Raw genomic sequence first — 22,385 nt, 5'->3', positions numbered from 1 at the left:
TCGGCATTTCCCAGCGGTAGTGGATCGCCAGCAGGCGCAGCGCGAAGCCGCCGCCGAGGCAGCACAGGATCGCGGTGGCGTCGGCCACGCCCCAGTGCAGCAGCAACAGGTAGGCCGCGCCGGTCAGCAGCGCGATGATCGCGTACAGCTCCTTCTGGAAGATCAGCGGCACCTCGTTGCAGAGAATGTCGCGCAGCACGCCGCCGAAGGCGCCGGTCAGCATGCCGGCGATCAGCACGATCGGCATGGCATGGCCGGCCTCGCGCGCGATCGAGCAGCCGATCAGGGTGAAGGCGATCAGGCCCAGGCCATCGAGCACCAGGAAGGTGCGGCGGAAGTGGTGCATCCAGCGCGCCACCCAGGTGGCGATCAGCGCCGCGCACACGGTGAAGCCCAGGTACTCGGGATGCTTCACCCAGCCCAGCGGGTAGTGGCCGAGCAGGATGTCGCGCAGCGAACCGCCCCCGAGGGCGGTGACGCAGGCGATCATGACCACCCCGAACAGGTCCATGCGGCGACGGCCGGCGGACAGCGCGCCGGTCATGGCTTCGGCGGAAATGGCGATCAGGTAGATGATGGACAGCAGCATGGGACAGGCTCCGGGCGCGGTGGGGCCGGCCATGCGCGACTACCGCCACTGCCTGCGCAATGACGGGATGACGATGACCGGTGCCGCTCCCGCTGTCCTTTTGCCTGAGAGTTCAGCGGCGTTGGCCGCGTGCCCCTTCGGCGGATCGTCCCGGGCGTGCCCGGTGACCTCTCTCCAGCTCGGCGAGTCGAATGCATGGTTGGTGGGATTCCAGCCCACCGGCCTGAGCGATCATGGGAGCCTGCGCCTTCGGCGGGCGCCAGCGCGGCGCCTCTCTCCTGCATTCGGGCGCCAGTATATCCGCTGCAGTGCAGCACGGCATAATCCGGGCATGGCCCCGTCCCTCCGCCCGTGGTTCCTGTACCTGCTCGAATGCCGCGATGGCAGCTACTACGCCGGCATCAGCACCGATGTGGAGGCGCGTTTCGCCGCCCACCAGGCCGGCAAGGGCGCGCGCTACACCCGGGCACGGCCGCCACTGCGCGTGCTGGCCGTGCGCGAGTACCCGGACCGGGCCGCCGCCTCGCGGGCCGAGTGGCAGCTCAAGCAGCAGCCGCGCGAACGCAAGCTGGCCTGGTTGCAGGCGCCGGTCCTGTAGATCCACGCCATGCGTGGATGGGCCACTTGGCCCATGCCATGATCGCCCCGCGCCCAGAGCTGGAGACCCGGATGTCCACGATTGCCCTGCTGTTCGCTCTCTCCGCAGCAACGAGCCCCGCTGCCGACCCGGCCACGATCGCGGCCATCGAAGCCACCTGCCACGATTACGTCGACGGCCAGCTGGCGGCCGACCCGCAGCGCGTCGCCCGCTCCCTGCACCCGGACCTGGCCAAGCGCGCGGTCCTCGGCGATACACCCGACGAACGCTTGGGCCTGCGACGTATGTCGAAGGAAGAGCTGGTCTCGTTGACGAAGCAGGGCGCGCTGAAGACCCCGAAGGATCAATGGGACCGCCGCTGCACGGTGCTGGACGTGACCGGCAACGCGGCCTCGGTACGGCTGGAAACGCCGTGGTTCGTCGACTACTTCCACATGGGGCGCTTCGACCAGCGCTGGGTCATCGTCAACGCGCTGTGGTACCCGAAACCAAAGGCGCAGTGAGCGATGGGCGCCGCAGGTAGAGCTTGGCTTTCAATTGCCGGTACTGCGAGAAAGGAAGACCTCTGCCGGGTTTGGTCGAAACGGCGAGTGCCCGGCGGCCTGATGAGGCAGTAGAGCCACGCCATGCGTGGCTGAGCTCCATGCGGCCTGCACAGACATTCATCCACGCATGGCGTGGATCTACTCCCAGGCAGAGAACCCGTGTCCGTCTTCGGCCCTAGCGCCTCGGTCGCCGGTCTTCCTGGTCATCACCGAAGATGATGCGCGCGCTGCGCTGATAGCTCCAGTACGCCACCGCCCAGTTCAGCAGCACCACGACGCGGTTGCGGAAACCGATCAGGAAGAACACGTGTGCGGCCAGCCAGAACCACCAGGCGAGGACGCCCGAGAGTTGCAGCCTGCCCAGGTGCACGATCGCGGCCATGCGGCCGATGGTGGCCAGGTTGCCGAAGTCGGCGTACTTGAAGGGACCTGGTGCCGGCTTGTCGTCCAGGCGCGCGCGGATCACCTCGGCCACGTACTTGCCCATCTGCTTGGCGGCGGGTGCGACGCCGGGTACCGGCTTGCCGTTGGCTTGATTCAGTGCGGCCAGGTCACCGGCCACGAACAGCTCGGGGTGCCCAGGCAGGGTGAGGTCCGGCTGCACCTGCACGCGGCCGGCGCGGTCCAGCGGCACATCCAGGGTGCGCGCCAGCGGTGAAGCGGCCACACCGGCGGCCCAGACCACGGTGCGGGCCGGCACGAACTGATCGCCGAGCTTGAAGCCCTGGCTGTCGATGTCGCTCACCGGGGTACCGGTCAATACTTCCACGCCCAGTTTTTCCAGTTGCCGCCGTGCCTTCAGCGAAAGCACTTCCGGGAACGAAGACAACACGCGCGGGCCGGCTTCGACCAGCCGCACCTTGGCGCTGGCCGGATCGATATGGCGGAACTCGTTGCGCAGCGTATGCCGCGCGATTTCGGCCAAGGTACCGGCCAGTTCAACACCGGTGGGGCCGCCGCCGACCACGGCAAAGCTCAACCACGCCGCTTTCTTCGCCGGGTCCGGCTCGGCCTCGGCGCGTTCGAACGCCAGCAGCAGCTTGCGGCGCAGTGCGATGGCATCGTCCAGCGTCTTCAGCCCGGGCGCATCATCGGCCCATTGGTCGTTGCCGAAGTAGGCGTGGGTGGCGCCGGTAGCCAGCAGCAGGCTGTCGTAGTCCAGCGTGCTGCCATCGGCCATGCGGATCTGCCGGGCCTGCTTGTCGATGGTCACCACTTCGCCGAGGCGGACTTCCACATTGCGCTGGTGGCCGAGGATGTGGCGCAGCGGCGCGGCGATGTCCGGCGCGGACAGGCCGGCGGTGGCCACCTGGTACAGCAGTGGCTGGAACAGATGGTGGTTGCGGCGGTCGACCAGGGTGATGCGTATGCGCTCGCGGGCCAGGGCACGGGTGGCCCAGAGACCGGCAAAACCGCCGCCGACAACAACCAGGTGGGGAACGCGCTCGCGACTCATCGACTCACTCCAGTGGGGGCATTGGGGGAAGCGCCTGGCATCTTCGCACGATGGCGACCTGTCACGTCAGCGCCCGCATGGATCGGCGATACTCGGGTTCAGGCAACCGCCCGTGAGGAGCCCATGAGCGAACCGGAAAAGCGCATCGCCCTGTTGATCGACGCCGACAACGCGCCGGCCTCGAAGATCGACGAGGTCCTGGCCGAAGTCGCCCGCTACGGTGTGGCCAACGTGCGCCGCGCCTATGGCAACTGGAAGAGCCCGCGGTTGAAGGGTTGGGAGGCCGTGCTGCACGAATATGCGATCCGCCCGATCCAGCAGTTCGCCTACAGCAAGGGCAAGAATGCCTCGGACATGGCGATGGTGATCGATGCCATGGACCTGCTGTACGCGCGCAATCTCGATGGCTTCGCCATCGTGTCCAGCGATGCCGATTTCACCCCGATGGTGATGCGCCTGCTGACCGACGGTGTGAAGGTCTATGGCTTCGGCGAGAAGAAAACCCCGGAGCCGTTCGTCAACGCGTGCTCGAAGTTCACCTATCTGGAAGCGCTGGGCCAGACCCATGCCAGCGTGCCGGATACCGAACAGGCGTCCAGCGAACAGGCATCGAACGAGCCTGTTGCCAACGACGATGCCCGGCCACGCAAGAGCGGTGCGGAAATGCGCAGCGATACGCGGCTGGTGAAGATGCTGCGCCGTGCGGTGTCCTCGGCCGAGGGCGAGGATGGCTGGTCGCACCTTGGCCCGGTCGGCAGCCAGATCGGCAACCAGGCCTCGTTCGATCCGCGCAACTACGGTTACGGCAAGCTCAGTGACCTGCTGGCGGCGATCGGGCTGTTCGAGCTGAAGAAGGACGGCAAGTCCTCCTACGTGCGCGCGCTGCCGAAGAAAAACCGGTAGTGCCGGCCGCTGGCCGGCAGCGCGCAGATGCCCGATTCCACATCCGCCACCCACACACCCACTCCGATCAGGCGTATCGTTGCCGCTCGCATTGCCAGCAAGGAAAAACCCGCATGTTGAAGATCTGGGGCCGCCGCAATTCCAGCAACGTCCGCAAGGTGCTGTGGTGCGCCGAGGAAATCGGCCTGCCGTACGAATCCATCGAGGTTGGTGGCAGCCATGGCGGCACGCAGACGCCGGAGTACCTGGCGATGAATCCCAACAGCCTGGTGCCGGTGATCGAAGACCATGGCCTGCCGCTGTGGGAATCGAATGCCATCGTGCGCTATCTGAGTGCGCGCTACGCGCTGGGCACGCTGTACGCCGAAGACCCGATGGAACGCGCCCAGGCCGAGAAGTGGATGGACTGGAGCACCTCGCGCATGGCGCCGCTGTACACCGACCTGATCTGGGGCATCATGCGCACCGCCCCGGCCGACCGCGACGAAGCGCGCATCAATGCCGCCATCGTGCGTGCCGGTGACTACTTGGCGATGGCCGATGCCACGTTGGCCAGACAGCCGTGGCTGTCGGGCGAGACGTTCGCGATGGGTGACATTCCGCTGGGCTCGCTGATCTACGCCTGGTTCGAACTGCCGATCCAGCGCCCGGAACTGCCGCACCTGGCCGATTGGTATGCGCGCCTGCGCGAGCGGCCGGCCTACCAGCGCGGCGTGATGTCGCCGCTGACGTAAGCGGTGGCGGTCGGGGTCAGAGCCCTTTTCTGCGAAAAGGGATCCGACCCCTCAGTACAGATCCGTCGGATCCACATCCAGCGACCAGCGCACCTTGCGGGCTTCCGGCAGCGCGTACAGCTGCGGCACCAATTGCGAAAGCACCCCATGCAACGGCGGCCGCTGCAGGGCAGACAGCAGCAGCTGCGTGCGCTGGTAGCCGGCACGCCGAGGCATCGGCGCCGGCATCGGCCCGTAGGCCTCGACCACATTCTGTTCCCCCAGCAGTTGCCGCGCGGCCAGCAGGAATGCATTGGCATGCTCCACCTGCTGCGCTTCGGCACGCATCAGCGCCAGATGCGCGAACGGCGGGAATCCGGCGGCCTGGCGCTGGTTCAATTCGGCCTGGGCGAATGGGTGGTAGCCACCGCTTACCAGGGTTTCCAGCAGCGGGTGCCCGGGGTGATGGGTCTGCAGCCAGACCTCGCCAGGATCACGCGCACGTCCCGCGCGTCCTGCGACCTGGATCAGCTGCTGCGCCAGTTTCTCGCTGGCGCGGAAGTCGGCGGAGAACAGACCTTCGTCGATGCCCACCACCACCACCAGGGTCAGCTTGGGCAGGTCGTGGCCCTTGGCCAGGATCTGTGTGCCCACCAGGATGCCGGGCTGGTCACCCAGCTTGGCGAGCTGTTGTTCCAGTGCATCGCGGCGCGAGGTGGTGCCGCGATCGATGCGCACCACCGGAAAGTCGGCGAAGGCGGCGGTGAGGTGCTCTTCCAGGCGTTCGGTGCCGATGCCCTGCGGTTGCAGCGCCAGGCTCCCGCACGCGGGGCACGCCAGCGGCGCCGGTTGCCGCGCGCCGCAGTGATGGCACTGCAGGCGACGGCCGCCGCCATGCACGGTCATCGGCGCATCGCAGCGCTGGCACGGCGCGGTCCAGCCGCAGTCGTGGCACAGCAGCACTGGTGCGTAGCCACGGCGGTTCTTGAACACCAGCACCTGCTGGCCCCGCTGCAGGTGCTCGCCGATGCCGGCCAGCACATCGGCCGAGAGGCCATCGTGCAATGGCCGCTTGCGCACATCGAGGATGCGCACGCGCGGTGGCCGTGCATCGCCGGCACGCTGCTTCAGGCGCAGGTGGGTGTAGCGCCCGGCGTAGGCGTTGTGCAGGGTTTCCAGCGAGGGCGTGGCACTGCCGAGCAGCACCGGAATGCCGAGCGCCTTGGCCCGGACCAGGGCGAAATCGCGCGCGTGGTAACGGATGCCGTCCTGCTGCTTGTAGCTGCCATCGTGTTCCTCGTCGACGATCAGCAGGCCGGCCTGGGGAAGGGGCGTGAACACCGCCGAGCGGGTGCCGACGATGACCCGTGCCTCGCCACGCGAAGCCGCCGCCCAGACGCGCGCGCGCTCGTTGTCGTTCAACCCGGAGTGCAGCGCGTGCACGGCGATGCCGAGGCGGCCGCGGAAGCGTGCCAGGGTCTGCGGGGTCAGGCCGATTTCCGGCACCAGCACCAACGCCTGCCTGCCCTGCGCCAGGCAATGGATGATCGCCTGCAGGTAGACCTCGGTCTTGCCGCTGCCGGTCACGCCATCCAGCAGGAAGGGCTGGAAGCCGTCGGCGGCGTTGATCGCGGCCACCGCCTCGGCCTGGTCCGGGTTGAGCGCGGGGCCGGGCAGCGGCTGCGCATGCTGCGGTGCCACCGTCATCGCCACGCGCTCGGCCAGCGCGCGCTTGGCCAGGCTGCGCGCGGCGGTGCGCCAGTCCTCCATGCGTTCGCCCAGTACATCCTCATCCACCACGGCGTCGGCCAGCAGTTCGGCCAACTGCCGCGGGCGGCTGCCGGCGCGCAGCGTCCCGCGCTGGGCATGGCCCTCCGCAGTCAGCTGCCAGCCCCAGTGATGGGTGTCGGGCAGGGCGTCGCCATGGCGCAGTGGACCGGGCAGGGCGGTACTCAGTACTTCGCCCAGGGGCGCGTGGGTATAGCGCGCCAGCCACTGCAGGCTCTGCCACAGTTCACCCTGCAGCAGCGGTTGCGGGTCGCACCAGGCCAGGGCCTGGCGCAGTCCCTGGCCGTCGTCGGTCTGGCCGAGGCCGACCACCACGCCGACCAGCTCGCGGTTGCCGAACGGCACCTTCACACGGCAGCCGACCGCAACCGTGGGGGCCTCGCCCTCCGGCGACAGGTAGTCGAACAGGCGGGGCAGGGGGACGGGCAGGGCGACCTGCAGGGTCGGAATCGGTGAAAGCATCGGGCCAGTGTAACGGCCCATGCGGGCGCGAATGGCGGGCGCGGGCATAGCCGGGCGACGCCCGTTGAATCATAAATGTCACCTAAATATCGGTGTCCATTGGAGATTCAGTCTTATCCACATGTTCTGTGGATAACGTTGTGCGTTAACCGCCAGCGGAAACGCAGAAGGCCGATGGCGACGGCCTCACACTCGGGTTGGTCAAAAAATCGCCACATAGTAAAAACATTCAAAATCAACAACTTAAGTGTGAAACAATGCTGAAACAGAGTGAATTCAGCTGGATGCCCCAGTTTTCCGCAGCGGGGCCTTGGTGCTGTGCACAACCTGCAGCACGAAGTGCCTGCGGGCGCAAGTCCTACGGGCGCCGATGGCCTGCCGCTATCATGCCGGCAGACCTTTGGAGTGACCGATGACGGCTGTGCCCGCCCCTGTTTCCTCGACCGCGGCCGGCGCGCTGTCGGCGTTCCTGCGTGGCGTCGAGCGCCGTGCCCTGGTGGTGGCTGAACTGCAGTGCGGTGATGCCGCCCGTGCCGAACAGACCCTGGTGGCGGTGATGCGCGCGTTTGCGGCGGTCGCCAGCGACCTGCCGATGGCGCAGTGGCCGACCCGCTTCTGGACCCTGCTGGGCCAGCGCCAGGTACTGCGCGAACCGGTGGGCGGCCAATGGGCGCCGCCGTTGGCTGCGCTGGGCGAGATGGGATCGATGCCGCGCCTGGCGCTGTTGCTGCGGGTGGGCGGCAGCCTGGACGAAGGCATCGCCATGCGCGTGCTCGACCAGGACGAGGCCAGCTACCAGCGCTTGTTGGCCGATGCCTGCCCGCGCGATGCGCACGGCCAGCCCGATGCATCGGCCTGGCGCCAGCTTGCCGAGCAGGTGCAGCTGCGCATCCGCGATCTGCCGGCCAAGCGCCTGCAGCAGCTGCAGCAACCGGCTGCCCCGGCTGCCAACAATGAACCCCCGACCTCCAGCTGGCGTGCACCGCAGCGGGACGAGCGTGCGGCTGCCAGCGGCAAGCGCCGCCGTACGAATGCCAAGCCACGCTGGCGCGGTCCGCTGATCCTGCTGGTGACGGTGGCGGTGCTGTTGGCCGCGGCGCTGGGCTGGCGCTATTGGCAGGGGCATTCGTTCGGCAGCGACGCTCCGCTGCCGGAAGGCGTGGTCGGTGAAGCGGGTCCGGTCACGGTGGAAGCACTGCCGCCGAGCACGGTCAGCGCTACGCCGGATGCGGCCCCGGCCCAGGCCACGGACGACGCTGTGATGCTGGCCGACCGCGACTACCCGCTGGTGGCCGATGCCGATCTGTATGCGTGGACCGCCGCGGGCGGCCCGCTGCCGGTGGACGAGTCGCAATCCAAGCCGAGCCGGCCGGAGCCGGCCAGCGCCACGCTGGAGACCGCTGCTGCCGATGAATAAGACCGTATTCGCCAGCCTGCTGCTGGCCTTGCCGTTGTCGCTGTCCGCCGCGCCGCAGACCTTGAACGTGCCGCTGCCGCCGCCAGTGCCGGGCAGTTCATCGGCGGCCCCGGCCCCGGCCATCACAAGTACGACGCCCGCTGCGTTTACCCAGCTCGATGCCCAGCAGCAGCGACAGCGCCGCGCCGACTACGCCGCATGGCGGGCATTGCCGGAGGGCGAGCGTGAGCGCATCCGTCAGGCCGCGGCGCGCTTCAATGCGCTGCCGGCTGATCAACAGCAACGCATGCGCCAGCAGTTCGAGGCGCAGGACCAGGCGTTCCGCGAAGGCTGGCGGCTGGGCCCGCAGCTGGGCCTGGAATTCCCCAAGCTGCACGGCCTGTTCGGGTTCGTGCCGCCGGAACAGCGCGAGGCCGCGCTGGCCGTGCTGCGCCAGCTCAGCCCGGCGCAGCTGGCCCAGCTCACCCTGGTCGCGCAGCGCACCCCGCCGCAGGAGCGCGACAAAGTACGCGGCGCATTCCTCGCGGTGCCACCCGCCGAGCGCGACACCTGGCTCAAGCGCCAGGCGGGTCAGTAAACAAAGGGGACGGAGGGGATTAAGTCGTACTCGGCACAGTCGGGCTTGAAACGACTTAATCCCCTCCGTCCCCTTTTTCTGTTCGTAACGTGATCGCAACGCGTGATGCCGGGGCCTGCTGAAACCCAGCATTCACGCCATGTCATGGGAATGCGCACGCCGCACGCGTAAGATGGCGGCCCGCAACCCGGTGCCTGTGCCCTTCGCGCGCAACCGTAGTTCGCGTCAAGCACCTTATGTCTACTGCAACCTCCACGCCGCGCTTCAGCAAGGAAGTCGGCGCTACCGGTCTGCTCGCCCTGCCGCTTGTGCTCGGGCATGTGTCCACCGGTCTGATCTCCTTCGTCGACAACGTGATTGCCGGCCACCACGCCACGGCGACCCTGGCCGCGGTGACCATCGGCACCGCCCTGCTGTGGCTGCCGATGCTGATCCCGATCGGCACCCTGATCTCGCTCACCGCCTCGGTGTCGCAGCTGCATGGCGCCGGCCGCGAGCGCGAGATCGGTCCGCTGTTCCGCCAGGCACTGTGGCTGGCGCTGGGCCTGGGCCTGATCATGTTCACCTTCCTCACCGTGGTGCCGCCGCTGCTGCCGGCCTTCGGCATCGCGCCGGACATCGTGCCGGGGGCCACCGCATTCCTGCACGCGGTGCGCTGGGGCGGCCCGGCGCTGACCCTGTATTTCTGCATGCGCTATCTCAGCGAGGGCATGCACTGGACGCTGCCGACCATGCTGCTCGGCTTCGGCGGCCTGCTGGTGCTGGCACCGATGGGCTATGTGCTGGCCAACGGCAAGCTCGGCTTCCCGGAAATGGGCGCCGAAGGCCTGGGCATCGCTTCGGCGGTGATGATGTGGCTGCAGGCGATCGCGTTCGCCACCTACCTGTGGTTCACCAAGCGCTTCGCCCACCTGCAGCTGTTTTCGCACTTCGAAGGACCGCGCTGGAAGGCGATCTGGGACCTGCTGCGCACCGGCCTGCCGATCGGCATCACCGTGCTGATGGAAGGCGGCCTGTTCATCGTCACCGCGCTGCTGATCGGCCGCCTCGGTGCCAATGAAGCGGCCGCGCACCAGATCGCGATCAACGTCGCCCAGCTGTGCTTCATGATCCCGATGGGCGTGGCCGAGGCCACCACCGTGCGCGTCGGCCATGCGGTCGGCCGTGGCGATGGCTTCGGCGTACGGCGTGCGGCCTGGGCCGGCTACGCGATCATCATGGGTACGCAGACGCTGTCGGCAGCAGTGCTGCTGTTCGGCCACGATGCCATCGTCGGCGTCTACACCAACGACCTGGCGGTGGCCGGCCTGGCCTCGACCCTGCTGCTGTACGCGGCCACCTTCCAGTTCCCGGATGGCATCCAGGTACTGTCGGCCGGCGCGCTGCGCGGCCTGAAGGACACCCGCGTGCCGATGTTCATCGCCATGTTCGCGTACTGGGGCCTGGGCATGCCGCTCGGCGCCGGGCTCGGCCTGGGGTTGGGCATGGGGCCGCAGGGCATGTGGATCGGCCTGATCGTCGGCCTGACCGCCGCCGCCATCCTGATGGGCTGGCGCCTGCGCCGCAGCAGCCTGCGCATCGGCCAGTCCGCGCTGTCCTGACCTCCCGCCCGCCACGATGATCCGTGGCGGGCGATCCCCTGACTTGTGTCCGATGCCGCATCACGCGGCACCGGCTATGCTGGCACCACGGCAAGAAGCCATCCGGAGCGTTCCATGAATCAACCCGTGCCCCCGCTGCCCCCGGCGCGTCGCAACCCCGTCGCCAGTTTCTTCATCGGGCTGTGGGACGTCATGAACTTCACCCGCCGGTTGATCCTCAACCTGGTGTTCTTCGGCCTGCTGTTCCTGCTGCTGGTGATGTTCGTCATCGCCGCCGGCATGGGCGCCGGTGCCAGCAAGTCGCTGCAGGACCGCACCACCCTGGTGATCGCGCCGGAGGGCCGCCTGGTCGAGCAGTTCAGCGCCGATCCGGTCAGCCGCGCGCTGGCCAAGGCGGTGGGCGACAACGGCGCCGAGGAGATCCAGCTGCGCGACCTGCTGCGGGTGATCGAGTCGGCCAAGGAAGACAAGAAGATCGAGCGCGTGGTGCTGGAGCTGGACAAGCTGCAGCCGTCGGGCTTCGCTTCGCTGCGTGAAGTGGCCACCGCGCTGCAGGACCTGCGTGCCTCCGGCAAGCAGCTGGTGGCCTACAGCGAGAGCATGGGCCAGTCGCAGTACCTGCTGGCCGCACAGGCCGACGAGGTCTACCTGGACCCGATGGGGTCGGTGGTGCTCGAGGGCCTGGGCCGCTACCGCCAGTACTTCCGCACCGGCCTGCAGGACAAGCTGGGCGTGGACGTGCACCTGTTCAAGGTGGGCGAGTACAAGTCCGCGGCCGAGCCGTACGTGCTCGACGCCGCCTCGCCGGCCTCCAAGGAAGCCGACCTGTTCTGGATGAACGACGTGTGGCAGCGCTACCTGGCGGACATCGCCAAGGCGCGTCGCCTGGACCCGGCACAGCTGGCCGCCGGCATCGACACGCTGCCGGAAGGCATTGCCGCCGCCGGTGGCGACCTGGCCAAGTTCGCGCTGCAGCAGAAGCTGGTGACCGCGCTGAAGACCCGCGAGGAATTCGAGGATCTGATGATCGAGCGCGGCGTGGCCGACGACGATGCCGACGGTGGTTTCCGCAACGTCGACTTCGGCACCTACCTGGGCCAGCTCGATGCGCGCCGCAACCCGGTGGACTCGCGTCCGCAGGTGGCCGTGGTGGTGGCGGAAGGCGAGATCAGCGGCGGCGACCTGCCGGCCGGCCGCATCGGTGGCGAGTCGACCTCGGCACTGCTGCGTGCCGCGCGTGACGACGAGAACGTGAAGGCGGTGGTGCTGCGCGTGGATTCGCCGGGTGGTGAAGTGTTCGCCTCCGAGCAGATCCGCCGCGAAGTGGTGGCCCTGCAGGCCGCCGGCAAGCCGGTGGTGGTGTCGATGGGCGATCTGGCCGCTTCCGGTGGCTACTGGATCAGCATGAACGCCGATCGCATCTACGCCGATCCGTCGACCATCACCGGTTCGATCGGCATCTTCGGCATGGTCCCGAACTTCAGCCGCGCGCTGGACAAGATCGGTGTGCATACCGACGGTGTCGGTACCACCCGCTTCGCCGGTGCCTTCGATGTCACCCGCCCGATGGATCCGGCCGTGGGCCAGGTCATCCAGTCGGTGATCAACAAGGGTTACGCCGACTTCACCGGTCGCGTCGCCGACGCCCGCAAGAAGCCGGTCGAGGCGGTGGACGAGGTGGCCCGCGGCCGCGTGTGGAGCGGTGCACAGGCCAAGGAACGCGGCCTGGTCGACGCCTTCGGTGGCCTGAAGGATGCCGTGGCCGATGCCGCCAGCCGCGCCAAGCTGGGCAAGGCTGATGCCTACCGCGTGCGTTACATCGAGAAGGCGGCAACGCCGTTCGCGCAGTTCGTCAGCGGTTTCGCCGGCAGCCGTGCAGGTGCCTGGATGCTGTCCGACTCGGGCATGGCGCGGATGGTGCTGGCGCGCACGATGCCGGAAGTGGATACGCAGCTGCGCTTTGTCGAGAACGCGGCCCGCGAGAAGGGCAACGGCACGCCGGTGAAGGCGCTGGCGTACTGCTTCTGCGGGTTCTGATCGGCAACGGTGACGAATGAAAACGCCCGGCCCTGGCCGGGCGTTTTCGTTGGTGGGGTCGGATCCCTCTGCCCCGCAAAGGGCTCTGACCCCACAGGTCACTGCGTTGCGTCGGCCTCTGCCTTGCGCTCACGCGCGGCAGCATCGTCCACGGTTTTCTGCACGTCCTTGGCGCGGTCCAGCGGCTCATGCATCGCGCGCGCCATCGCCTGTGGTGCTGGTGGCTTCTCCGGGTTCGGTGTCGGCGGCCGCTGGCAGGCCGCCAGCAGCACGCTGGCCAGCAGGGGCATGGACAGGATCAGGATGCGCATGGCGGCTCTCCGCAGTGGACGTGCCGGCAGTGTCGCATCCCCGGCAGGGTGTGGCCGTGAGCGCGTATCCTTGCGGCATCGAAATGCAGTGGGCACCGCCCCGGAGGACACATGACCCAGCAACGGTGGCGCCTGGACGGCCAGACGGCCCTGATCACCGGCGCCAGCGCCGGCATCGGCCTGGCCATCGCGCATGAACTGGCGGGGCTCGGCGCCGACCTGATGATCGTCGGCCGCGATATCGACATGCTGGAAACTGCGCGCGACGAACTGCTGGACGTGTATCCGCAGCATCAGGTGCACGCGCTGGCCGCCGATGTCTCCGACGACGAAGACCGCCGGCAGATCCTGGACTGGGTGGAAGACCACAGCGATGGCCTGCACATCCTGGTCAACAACGCGGGTGGCAATGTCACCAAGGCGGCGACGGAATACTCCGAGGATGAATGGCGCAGGATCTTCGAGACCAACCTGTTCTCGGCCTTCGAGCTGTCGCGCTACGCGCATCCGCTGCTGGCCCGGCACGCCTCGTCGTCGATCGTCAATGTCGGCAGCGTGTCGGGGTTGACCCATGTGCGCAGCGGCGTGGTCTACGGCATGACCAAGGCCGCGATGCACCAGATGACCCGCAACCTGGCCGTCGAGTGGGCCGAGGATGGCATCCGGGTCAACGCGGTGGCGCCCTGGTACATCCGGACGCGGCGCACGTCCGGTCCGCTGTCGGACCCGGATTACTACGAGGAAGTGATCAACCGCACGCCGATGCGCCGCATCGGCGAGCCGGAGGAAGTGGCCGCAGCCGTGGGCTTCCTGTGCCTGCCGGCGGCCGGCTATGTGACCGGTGAGTGCATCGCGGTGGATGGTGGTTTCCTGCGCTACGGGTTCTGATCTTTCAGCAGGTAGTGCCGGCCGCTGGCCGGCAACTGCACTCATCTGAAGATCCTGTGGTTGCCGGCCAGCGGCCGGCACTACCGGGTGGCCGTCACCCTGGCACCGGGCAGTTGCTGGCCTCCAGCACGCCCTGCAGCCGCTCGCGTTCACTGCGTGCGGCATCGCGGTTCTCCGGGGCGGCGAAGCGCTCACGGCCGCGTGCATCGCGGAAGCGCTGCTGCCAGCTGCCGCAGCGCTGCGTTTCGGGCAGTTCCTCGCAGCGGTCGCGTACCACCTCGCAGCTGGCCGCATTCACCGGCGTGACGCCGCCCAGACCCTGCACCGTCATCAGTTCGCAGCGGCCGGGTGCAGGCTCGTATTCGTGCAGGTAGCCACTGCCCTGGCTGTCGGTGCACTGGAAGATCGGCGGCAGTGGCGGCTTCGGTGGTCCGTCGCCGGCGGCGGCGCGGGCGTCGGCATCGCGCCGCAGCGTCGCGCTGTCGAGGATCTGATTCTCGCCCTCGCGTTCAACCATGCCTGCTTCCATGATCGTGCGCCCTTGGTCCGCGCGCCGTGGCGCCGATGTGGCCGCCGTGCCGGGCGCGGGTTCGGTCACTGCCGGAACCCGAGGGGAAACAGGAGCCGGCGCTGATGAGGGCTCGACCGCGGCAGGTTGCGGACTGGACGGGGCGGGCACGCGCAGCACCTGTTGCTTGCTGCCGGACGGGCACGGCGTGCGCTGCAGGGTAGGGACGTCACTACTGCTGGAGGTACAGCGGTAGATCACACCCTTTTCGGCCAATGCGCTTCCGGGCAACAGCACCAGGAGCAGCCAGATCACTCTGTTCATGCGCACAGCGTACAGCCTGCGACGGAGCGCTGCGCTCAGCGCTCGCAGTCGCGCGACAGGCGTGCGTCGATGCCGCGCTGTTCGTTGCTGATGGCCGTGCGTTCGCTCTGCAGTGCGCTGTTGTAGCGCCGGTCCAGTTCCCAGCGGCGGTCGCGCAGGCGTGCACAGACTTCCTGCGGCGGCAATGCATGGCAGCTGTCGCGGACCAGCACGCTGCCGGCTGGAACCTGCACACCCACGCCCACCGACGGCGGGCGATAGCCCGCACCTTCGCCGATGGGGGTGCCGATCGGCGTGCCGATGGCCGGGCGTGGTCCGGGGTAGGCTGGACCACGATGGCCGTGTGGCAGCCAGACACTGGTCCACAGCGGCACCCAGCGCGGATTGCCTTCGTTGTTGTCGCTGGTATAGCGCCGGCCGTCCTCGCTCACGCATTCGTACATCGGCTGCGGCGGCTGGATGTAGACGTGGCGGACTTCGCGCTCGCGGATGACCGGCGTTTCGCTGGGCGGCGGAGGCGTGGCATCACTGCGCACCACGCGCGGGGCGGGATCGCGCGGGCGCTGCAGGTCGCGTACTTCCTGGTGGCCACTGTTGCACGGCCTGTCCTGCAGGGCGACGGCACCGTTGCTGGCAACGCAGCGGTAGACACGCACGTCCTCGGCCTCGGCGGCGGGTGCCGTCCACGGCAGCAGCAGGCACAGGCTGAGGGTGGCGCGCAGCAGGGTCATGGCGGCAGGGTGCGTGATTGTCCGCAGCAGCGCAATCGCCGGCTCAGGAGCGCAGCACGTTGCCGCTGAGCGCGTCGCGGATCGGGGTGGGCTGGGCCAGGCCGCCGGTCTGTCCATCGAGGATGCCATCGAGCAGGCGCAGCAGGCGCGGATCCAGCTCTTCGCGGCTGCGGGCCGGTGGCTCGCCGGCCAGGTTGGCGCTGGTGGAGACCAGCGGGCCGCCCCAGGCGCGGCAGAGTTCGGCCACCAGCGGGTGCGCGCTGATGCGCACCGCGATACCGCTGTGTTCGCCGGTGACCCAGGGTTGCGCGCGCGGGCCGGCAGGCAGGATCCAGGTGTTGGCACCGGGCCAGCTGGCCAGCACCGCGCGCTGGCGGGCGTCGGGCAGCGCCTGCAGGTGCACCCAGCCTTCCAGCTGCGCCAACTCGGCGGCGACCAGGATCATGCCCTTCTCGATCGGGCGCTGCTTCAGCCGCAGCACCATGTGCACGGCGGCTTCGTGCGAAGGATCGCAGCCCAGACCCCAGACCGCTTCGGTGGGGTAGGCGATCACGCCGCCCGCGCGGAGCGTGGCGACAGCAGAGTCGAGGGTGAGTTCTTTCATGGCGGCGACCGGCCCGGCGTGGGCCTTCATTATCCCCCCGCTGCGTGCAGATGGGGTGGACCCTGGCACCCGGTAGTGCCGGTCGCTGGCCGGCATCTGATGCTTATGGCGGGTGCCGGCCAGCGGCCGGCACTGCCCCCTCATCCACGCATGGCGTGGACCTACTTCTTGGCGGCCTTCTTGACGGCCTTCTTGGCCGGGGCCTTCTTCGCGGCAGCCTTCTTCACCGCCTTCTTCACCGCCTTCTTTGCCGGGGCCTTCTTGGCAGCGGCCTTCTTCGGCGCCGCTTCCTTCTTCACCGCCGCCTTCTTTGCCGGGGCCTTCTTCGCGGCGGCCTTCTTGGCGCCGAAGCCCTTGCGCACCGGCTTGCCGGTTTCTTCCATCAGCTGCTGCACTTCGGCCAGGGTCAGCGATGCCGGCTCGCGATCCTTGGGGATCTTGCCGTTCATCTTGCCGTCGCTGATGTACGGGCCGAAACGGCCGTTCAGCACTTGGATGTCGCTGCCCTCGAACTCCTTGATGATCCGGTTGCGCGCGATCTCTTCCTTCTCTTCGATCAGGAACACGGCGCGTGCCAGGTCGATGGTGTACGGGTCGTCTTCCTTCTTCAGCGAGGCATAGGTGCTGCCACGCTTGGCGAACGGACCGAAGCGGCCGATGCCGACGCTGACCGGTTCGCCCTTGTCCTCACCCAGCGCGCGCGGCATCAGGAACAGTTCCAGCGCGTCTTCCAGCGAGATGGTGTGCATCGATTGGCCGGGGCGCAGCGAGGCGAACTTCGGCTTCTCCTCGGCGTCCTCGGCGGTGCTGCCGATGGCTGCGTAGGGCCCGAAGCGGCCGAGGCGTACGCTGACCGGCTTGCCGGTCTTGGGGTCGGTGCCGAGCTCGCGCGCGCCACTGGCTTCAGCGCGATCAACCGATTCCTTCTTGTCCTCGACCAGTTCCTTGAACGGCTCCCAGAAGCGGGCCATCAGCGGGATCCACTCTTCTTCGCCACGCGAGACGGCGTCGAGCTCGTCTTCGAGTTTGGCGGTGAAGTCGTAGTCCACGTACCGGGTGAAATGGCTGGACAGGAACTTGGACACCGCACGGCCGACGTCGGACGGGCGGAAGCTGCGGCCTTCCATTTCCACGTACTTGCGGAACAGCAGGGTCTGGATGATCGAGGCGTAGGTCGAGGGACGGCCGATGCCGTACTCTTCCAGCGCCTTCACCAGCGCCGCTTCGGTGTAGCGCGGCGGCGGCTGGGTGAAATGCTGTTCGGCCTGGATGCGTTCCAGCGGGATGCGGTCACCGGGCTTCATCGCCGGCAGCTTGCGGCCTTCGTCCTCGTCCTCGGCGCTCTTGCTGTCCTTGCCTTCCTCGTACACGGCCAGGAAGCCGGGCACCACCACGGTGGTGCCGCTGGCGCGGAACACGTGTTCGCTGCCGGCGGACAGATCGACGCTGACGGTGTTGAGGGTGGCCGGAATCATCTGGCAGGCCACTGCACGCTTCCAGATCAGCTCGTACAGGCGGCGCTCGTCGTCGGTGAGGAAGCGTGCCACCTGGGCCGGGGTACGCAGGGCCGAGGTCGGGCGCACCGCTTCGTGCGCTTCCTGGGCGTTCTTCGACTTGGTCTGGTAGGTGTTCGGCTGGTCCGGCAGCGAGGCGATGCCGTAGTCGCGGGCGATCACGTCGCGGATCTCGGCCAGTGCGTCCTGCGACAGGTTCACCGAGTCGGTACGCATGTACGAGATCAGGCCGACGGTGCCCTCGTCGCCGATGGCCACGCCTTCATACAGCTTCTGCGCCACCTGCATGGTCTTGCGGGTGGTGAAGCCGAGCTTGCGCGAGGCTTCCTGCTGCAGGGTGGAGGTGGTGAACGGCGGTGCCGGGCGGCGCTTGCGCTCCTTGCTGGCCACGTCGGTGACATGCAGCGAGCCCTGCGCGGCCTGCTGGATGCGCAGGCGGGCGGCCTCGGCGGTGTCGCCGTCGGTGATGGTGAACTGTTCGAACTTCTGCCCGTCCAGCTTGATCAGCTTGGCGTTGAAGTGCTGCGACGGGTGCGCGCACTCGGCGGCGATCGACCAGTACTCGCGGGCGATGAAGGCTTCGATCTCTTCCTCGCGCTCGACGATCATGCGCAGCGCCGGGCTCTGCACGCGGCCGGCGGACAGGCCGCGCTGGACCTTGCGCCACAGCACCGGCGACAGGTTGAAACCGACCAGGTAGTCCAGCGCGCGGCGCGCCTGCTGGGCGTCGACCAGGTCGCTGGCGATCGCGCGCGGCTGGCTGATGGCTTCCTTGATGGCGCGCGGGGTGATCTCGGTGAACACCACGCGCTGCATCGGCTTGTCCTTGACCAGCCCGCGTTCCTTCAGGATCTCGGCGATGTGCCAGCTGATCGCTTCACCCTCGCGGTCCGGGTCGGTCGCCAGCAGGATGTCGTCGGCGCCCTTGGCGGCCTTGGCGATTGCATCGACGTGCTTCTCGTTCTTGTCGATGACGTCGTAGTGCATGGCGAACCCGTTGTCCGGGTCGACTGCGCCTTCCTTCGGAATCAGGTCACGCACATGCCCATACGAGGCCAGGACCGTGTAGTCCTTGCCGAGGTATTTGTTGATCGTCTTGGCCTTGGCCGGCGATTCGACGATGAGCAGGTGCTTGGGCATGGCAGCAGGGTCTGTGGGGCGAACCGTGGGGAAGGGGCCGCTAGGGTGGAGCAAACGGCCGCATTAGTGAAGCGGCCACGGGCAAATCCATAAACTGAACGCCCGGTAATGTGCCGGGCGTTCAGGTTTCACCTTGTTAGAGGAATCACGCCCGGCCAGCCCCTGTCAAGCAGCCAGTCGTGAGGATGGCCGTTCAGGAGGCCATCTTGGCGATGAAGCCGACCGCGAATACCAGCAGGGCCAGGCCCACCAGCGACAGCAGGCCGGTCAGCACCAGTACCAGCACGGTGACCGTTCCCAGCTCCCGGCGCTGCAGCTGCGGCTGGTCGGTGTAGGCCCAGCGGTCGACCACCAGGGTGTCGCAGATCATGTCGTGCAGGCCCTGCTTGCGCTCGGTGAACGCCGCCATCAGGAAGCCGATGCCGAGGGTGAAGCTGCTCAGCAGCATGGCCCAGTAGCGACCAAATGCGCGGCCCTTGGTCAGGCGTTCGCCATTGCTGCGCACGACCTTGATGCCGACCGCCATCTTGCCCAGCGTGGCGCCACCCTTCGAGGCATGGAACCAGGTGTAGTACGCCATGCCGATGGCGAAGTTGATCAGTGCGCTGGACAGCTGGGCGACCACTTCGATGGCCGATTCGCCGCTGCCCACCGCGCCCATGCTGGCGCCGAGCACCACGCCGAGGATGGCGCCGATGATGCTGCCCGGGATGACCAGCACGAAGTAGTCGATCATGTAGGCCGCTACGCGCTTCCAGAAGCCGGCATAGACCACCTCGCCCCCCATCACCGGCTGGGCATGGCCGCCGCCGCCGAGCGCCGCAGGGGCGCTGTAGGGCGAACTGCTGAGGGCGCCGGTGCCCGGCAGTGGCGCCGTACCGTTGTCGATGGCGGCATAGTCGCCACGCAGGTCGAAGCCGCCGCTGGCGGCGGCCGTGCTGGCGTCAGCCAGTGTCTGCAGTCCGAGTTCGTCGACCACCTGGCGCAGCGCAGCCCACTGCGCCATGCCTTCGCGCCAGACCAGGGTGTCCAGGTTCAGTTGGCCGCGCTGGAAGCGCTGGCGGATCTCCTCGACCGGCAAGGGCCCCTGGCGTTGCTGTCCTTCTGCGTAATACCACTCAGTCATTGCATGTTCCCTGTTGGATCGTCCTTGGAGGTGCCGGTGTGTGCGCGGTTCAGCCGCGGCACGACGGCGGCAGGTACTTGTCGTCGCTTTCGCCGCTGCATTCCCAGCGGCCACTGTCGCGATCGTATTCCAGCCACAGCAGATCGCCATCGAGGCTCTTGCCGGGCAGCGCCAGGGTGGCTTCGATGCCGCAGTGGCCGTTGTTGAAGCGGCCGATGTTCACTGCCGAGAGACCGACCTGGGTGAAGTCGCCAGGGGCCGGGAAGCCGGCGTCGTTGGCACCGGGGCAACGGCCTTCGTCATCGGCGAAATGCTGCACCTGGTCCTTCAACGGCTGCAGCGCGGCCACTGCGCCGGCAACCTTGGCGCGCACGGTGTAGTCCTTGTAGGCGGGCAGGGCGATGGCGGCCAGGATGGCCAGGATTGGTACCAGCACCAGCAGCAGGCCGCCGCCGATGATCGCAGTGAGGGCGCAGCCGGACAGCTTCTTCTTCGGTGGCGGCAACACGCCGGCCGGCGGGGTGGCGGCATACGGCGTGGACGGCGGCAGCACCGGCGGCTGCGGCGGAGGCGGTGCCGCCGGTGCCTGTTCCGGTTCGGGCTCGATGGTCGGTGCGGAAGCGTCGAGTGCCGGCACGATCAGGCCGAGTTCGTCCACCACGGTGCGCAACGGCTGCCATTGCGGCAGGCCGTCGCGCCAGACCAGGGTGTCCAGGGAGATCTGGTTGTTGCGGAACAACTCGACCAACTGTTCCGCCGGCAGCGGACCCTGCTGCCGGTTGCCTTCTGCATGGAACCACTCGCTCACGGGGACGCTCCTGAATGCGCTATGCCCCCAAGTGTACGGTCAGTGCAGGGGTTCTGGCTCGTCCATGAACATCTGCGTCTCCATCCAGGCGTACGCCGCTTCGGAGCCGGGCTGGTTGAACAGCACCATCAGCACGACCCACTTCAGGTCGTCCAGGTCCAGTTCGTCCTGGTCCAGGGCCATGGCCCGGTCCAGCACCAGCTCGCGCTGGTCGGCGTCGAGGATGCCGTGCTGTTCCAGGTACAACAGGAAACCACGGCATTCCACGTCCAGCTTGTCCAGCTCGGGGCCGTGGTAGACGCGCACGGGGCCATCGACCCGCGCCTGGGCCACGCTCGGCCGCTGCGCGGCCAGGGCATCGAGCCAGTCGAACGCCTTGTTGATCTCGGTTGGGCTGAAACCGGCCTGGATCAGGCCGTTCTGAAGCGAATCGCGGTCACGGATCAGGTCCGCATCTTCGCTGAAATAGTGTTCAAACAGGTACAGCAGTACGTCCAGGATGCTCTCTTTCATTGCCCCTCGGCCTGCGTCGCGCGACGCTGTGGAGGTGAAGAAACTAGGGAGTTCGACAGTAGCGGCCGTGTACGCACACCACGATTCCCGCCAGTTCCATGGCCAGCAGCATGGAGGACACCTGGGGCGCCGTCAATCCACAGCGCGTGATCAGTGAATCCATACCGCTTGGGTTGTGGTCCAGGGCCCGCCACAAGCACTGGTAGTCAGGGTCGTCGGCCCAGCGCGCCGGCAGGAGCGCCGGCGGTGCCTGTTCAGTGGGGGTGGCGAGCCGTGATTGCAAGCCCGGCAACTGCTGGCGAAGGGCGGGGGCCAGCAGTTCAAGGACCTCCTCCGGACGCTCGACCAGTGCCGCACCCTCGCGGATCAACCGGTGGCAGCCCGCCGCGCGTGGGTTGAGTACCGAACCGGGCAGGGCGCAGACCTCGCGGCCGGCCTCGGCGGCCAGGCGCGCGGTGATCAATGCGCCGGAGCGCTGGGCGGCCTCGACCACCACCGTCGCCAGCGCCAGCCCGGCCACCAGGCGGTTGCGGGCTGGAAAGTGACCGGGGCGTGCCGGTGTGCCCGGCAGGTACTCGCTGAGCACCGCGCCTTCGGCGGCGATGCGGGCCTGCAGCCGGGCATGGTTGTCCGGATAGGTCCGGTCCGGGCCGGTGCCGATCACCGCCACGGTGCAGCCACCGGCGTCCAGCGTGGCCTGGTGAGCGGCCGCGTCGATGCCTGCCGCCAGTCCGCTGGTCACCGCCAGGCCCGCTTCGACGAAGCAGCCAGCAAACCGGGCGGCCAGCGCGCGTCCGCCTGGCGTCGGCGAGCGGCTGCCGACCAGCGCCACCGAGGGGCGCCAGGCAAGGCTGGGGTCGCCGGCGATGAACAGCGCCAGAGGCGGGTTGGGCACATCCAGCAGGGGGGGAGGGAATCCCGGATCGGTGAAGGCCAACAGGTGGTGGTTGTCGTCTTCCAGCCAGCGCCGTGCGGCTGTCCATGCCCGGATATCGGGGTGTTCCAGCGCGGCGCACTGCTCCGGCGTGCAACCGTGTGCGCGCCAGGTCGCAGTGCCTTGCGCGATGGCGGCTTCCGCACCGCCCGCGGCCTGCAGCAGGGCCCGTCGGGGCGCCAGTGCGCCTCCCGCCATCAGCAGGCGCAGCAGCGCCTCATATGCATGCGTGGTCATCCCCCACTATCGGCCGCACACAACAAAGGCGCCCTAGGGCGCCTTCGCATGTGACTGTCAG

General features: G+C 68.1%; 21 protein-coding genes and 2 riboswitches. Of the genes, 9 read left to right on the top strand and 12 right to left on the bottom strand.

Annotation, left to right across the window (positions count from 1 at the left end; genetic code table 11):
* The coding region (locus N5D91_RS12450; RefSeq protein ID WP_279922686.1) for a trimeric intracellular cation channel family protein at positions 1-589 on the bottom strand (589 nt) is incomplete at its 3' end.
* Positions 590-673: 84 nt separating this feature from the next.
* Positions 674-777: riboswitch (glycine riboswitch) on the bottom strand.
* A 13-nt stretch (positions 778-790) separates the two neighbouring features.
* Positions 791-880, bottom strand: a riboswitch (glycine riboswitch).
* A gap of 40 nt (positions 881-920) precedes the next feature.
* Here N5D91_RS12450 and N5D91_RS12445 point away from each other — a divergent pair.
* On the top strand, positions 921-1,187 hold the full coding sequence (locus N5D91_RS12445) for a GIY-YIG nuclease family protein (RefSeq protein WP_049452937.1): 267 nt from the start codon (positions 921-923) through the stop codon (positions 1,185-1,187).
* Positions 1,188-1,258: 71 nt separating this feature from the next.
* Positions 1,259-1,690 (top strand): nuclear transport factor 2 family protein, encoded by a 432-nt coding sequence (locus N5D91_RS12440; protein ID WP_180854000.1) that lies wholly within the window; start codon positions 1,259-1,261, stop codon positions 1,688-1,690.
* A gap of 217 nt (positions 1,691-1,907) precedes the next feature.
* Here the strand turns inward: N5D91_RS12440 and N5D91_RS12435 are convergent, their stop codons facing one another.
* The gene (locus N5D91_RS12435; RefSeq protein WP_164160837.1) at positions 1,908-3,188 is read right to left on the bottom strand and encodes an NAD(P)/FAD-dependent oxidoreductase; all 1,281 of its coding nucleotides are present in this window, start codon (positions 3,186-3,188) and stop codon (positions 1,908-1,910) included.
* Positions 3,189-3,311: 123 nt separating this feature from the next.
* On the opposite strand from N5D91_RS12435, the gene N5D91_RS12430 reads away from it, so the two are divergent.
* Complete coding sequence (locus N5D91_RS12430; RefSeq protein ID WP_010481148.1) at positions 3,312-4,091, top strand: NYN domain-containing protein; 780 nt, start codon at positions 3,312-3,314, stop codon at positions 4,089-4,091.
* 113 nt (positions 4,092-4,204) lie between these two features.
* Positions 4,205-4,825: a glutathione S-transferase gene (locus tag N5D91_RS12425; protein ID WP_032129683.1), complete on the top strand. Its 621-nt coding sequence runs from the start codon at positions 4,205-4,207 to the stop codon at positions 4,823-4,825.
* Positions 4,826-4,876: 51 nt separating this feature from the next.
* Here the strand turns inward: N5D91_RS12425 and N5D91_RS12420 are convergent, their stop codons facing one another.
* The gene (locus tag N5D91_RS12420; RefSeq protein ID WP_110714387.1) at positions 4,877-7,054 is read right to left on the bottom strand and encodes a primosomal protein N'; all 2,178 of its coding nucleotides are present in this window, start codon (positions 7,052-7,054) and stop codon (positions 4,877-4,879) included.
* A 412-nt stretch (positions 7,055-7,466) separates the two neighbouring features.
* Between N5D91_RS12420 and N5D91_RS12415 the strand changes: the two genes are divergently transcribed.
* The 4 genes from N5D91_RS12415 to sppA all read left to right on the top strand — a co-directional run bounded on the left by N5D91_RS12415 (position 7,467) and on the right by sppA (position 12,686).
* On the top strand, positions 7,467-8,471 hold the full coding sequence (locus N5D91_RS12415; protein ID WP_110713890.1) for a hypothetical protein: 1,005 nt from the start codon (positions 7,467-7,469) through the stop codon (positions 8,469-8,471).
* Positions 8,464-9,048: a DUF3106 domain-containing protein gene (locus N5D91_RS12410; RefSeq protein ID WP_180847443.1), complete on the top strand. Its 585-nt coding sequence runs from the start codon at positions 8,464-8,466 to the stop codon at positions 9,046-9,048. Before N5D91_RS12415 ends, N5D91_RS12410 begins: the two co-directional genes overlap by 8 nt.
* Positions 9,049-9,284: 236 nt before the next feature.
* The gene (locus tag N5D91_RS12405; RefSeq protein WP_110713888.1) at positions 9,285-10,649 is read left to right on the top strand and encodes an MATE family efflux transporter; all 1,365 of its coding nucleotides are present in this window, start codon (positions 9,285-9,287) and stop codon (positions 10,647-10,649) included.
* A gap of 114 nt (positions 10,650-10,763) precedes the next feature.
* Complete coding sequence (sppA, locus tag N5D91_RS12400; RefSeq protein ID WP_180853999.1) at positions 10,764-12,686, top strand: signal peptide peptidase SppA; 1,923 nt, start codon at positions 10,764-10,766, stop codon at positions 12,684-12,686.
* Between the two features lie 98 nt (positions 12,687-12,784).
* On the opposite strand, the gene N5D91_RS12395 is transcribed toward sppA, so the two are convergent.
* Entirely contained in the window at positions 12,785-12,997 is a 213-nt protein-coding gene (locus tag N5D91_RS12395; RefSeq protein ID WP_153854624.1) for a hypothetical protein, read from the bottom strand.
* A 111-nt stretch (positions 12,998-13,108) separates the two neighbouring features.
* Between N5D91_RS12395 and N5D91_RS12390 the strand changes: the two genes are divergently transcribed.
* Entirely contained in the window at positions 13,109-13,885 is a 777-nt protein-coding gene (locus N5D91_RS12390) for an SDR family oxidoreductase (RefSeq protein WP_180853998.1), read from the top strand.
* Between the two features lie 94 nt (positions 13,886-13,979).
* On the opposite strand, the gene N5D91_RS12385 is transcribed toward N5D91_RS12390, so the two are convergent.
* The 8 genes from N5D91_RS12385 to dprA all read right to left on the bottom strand — a co-directional run bounded on the left by N5D91_RS12385 (position 13,980) and on the right by dprA (position 22,324).
* Positions 13,980-14,717 carry a hypothetical protein gene (locus N5D91_RS12385; protein WP_180853997.1) on the bottom strand — a complete coding sequence of 246 codons (738 nt, stop codon included), beginning with the start codon at positions 14,715-14,717 and terminating at the stop codon, positions 13,980-13,982.
* A gap of 35 nt (positions 14,718-14,752) precedes the next feature.
* Positions 14,753-15,448 carry a DUF4124 domain-containing protein gene (locus N5D91_RS12380; protein ID WP_180853996.1) on the bottom strand — a complete coding sequence of 232 codons (696 nt, stop codon included), beginning with the start codon at positions 15,446-15,448 and terminating at the stop codon, positions 14,753-14,755.
* 43 nt (positions 15,449-15,491) lie between these two features.
* Positions 15,492-16,082 (bottom strand): Sua5/YciO/YrdC/YwlC family protein, encoded by a 591-nt coding sequence (locus N5D91_RS12375; protein ID WP_180853995.1) that lies wholly within the window; start codon positions 16,080-16,082, stop codon positions 15,492-15,494.
* A gap of 131 nt (positions 16,083-16,213) precedes the next feature.
* Entirely contained in the window at positions 16,214-18,706 is a 2,493-nt protein-coding gene (locus N5D91_RS12370) for a DNA topoisomerase I (protein WP_279908058.1), read from the bottom strand.
* Between the two features lie 193 nt (positions 18,707-18,899).
* Complete coding sequence (locus N5D91_RS12365; protein WP_164160826.1) at positions 18,900-19,832, bottom strand: RDD family protein; 933 nt, start codon at positions 19,830-19,832, stop codon at positions 18,900-18,902.
* Between the two features lie 49 nt (positions 19,833-19,881).
* Positions 19,882-20,640, bottom strand: coding sequence for a pilin (locus tag N5D91_RS12360; protein WP_180853993.1), 759 nt, complete (start codon positions 20,638-20,640; stop codon positions 19,882-19,884).
* A gap of 39 nt (positions 20,641-20,679) precedes the next feature.
* On the bottom strand, positions 20,680-21,153 hold the full coding sequence (locus N5D91_RS12355; protein WP_005411195.1) for a DUF494 family protein: 474 nt from the start codon (positions 21,151-21,153) through the stop codon (positions 20,680-20,682).
* 43 nt (positions 21,154-21,196) lie between these two features.
* On the bottom strand, positions 21,197-22,324 hold the full coding sequence (gene dprA, locus N5D91_RS12350; RefSeq protein WP_110713878.1) for a DNA-processing protein DprA: 1,128 nt from the start codon (positions 22,322-22,324) through the stop codon (positions 21,197-21,199).
* Positions 22,325-22,385: the final 61 nt, after the last annotated feature.

The sequence above is a fragment of the Stenotrophomonas sp. GD03794 genome, assembly GCF_029842145.1.
GTDB classification, from domain to species: domain Bacteria; phylum Pseudomonadota; class Gammaproteobacteria; order Xanthomonadales; family Xanthomonadaceae; genus Stenotrophomonas; species Stenotrophomonas riyadhensis.
Note: the sequence above shows the minus strand (reverse complement) of the source record. Positions and strands in the feature narration are given on the sequence as shown.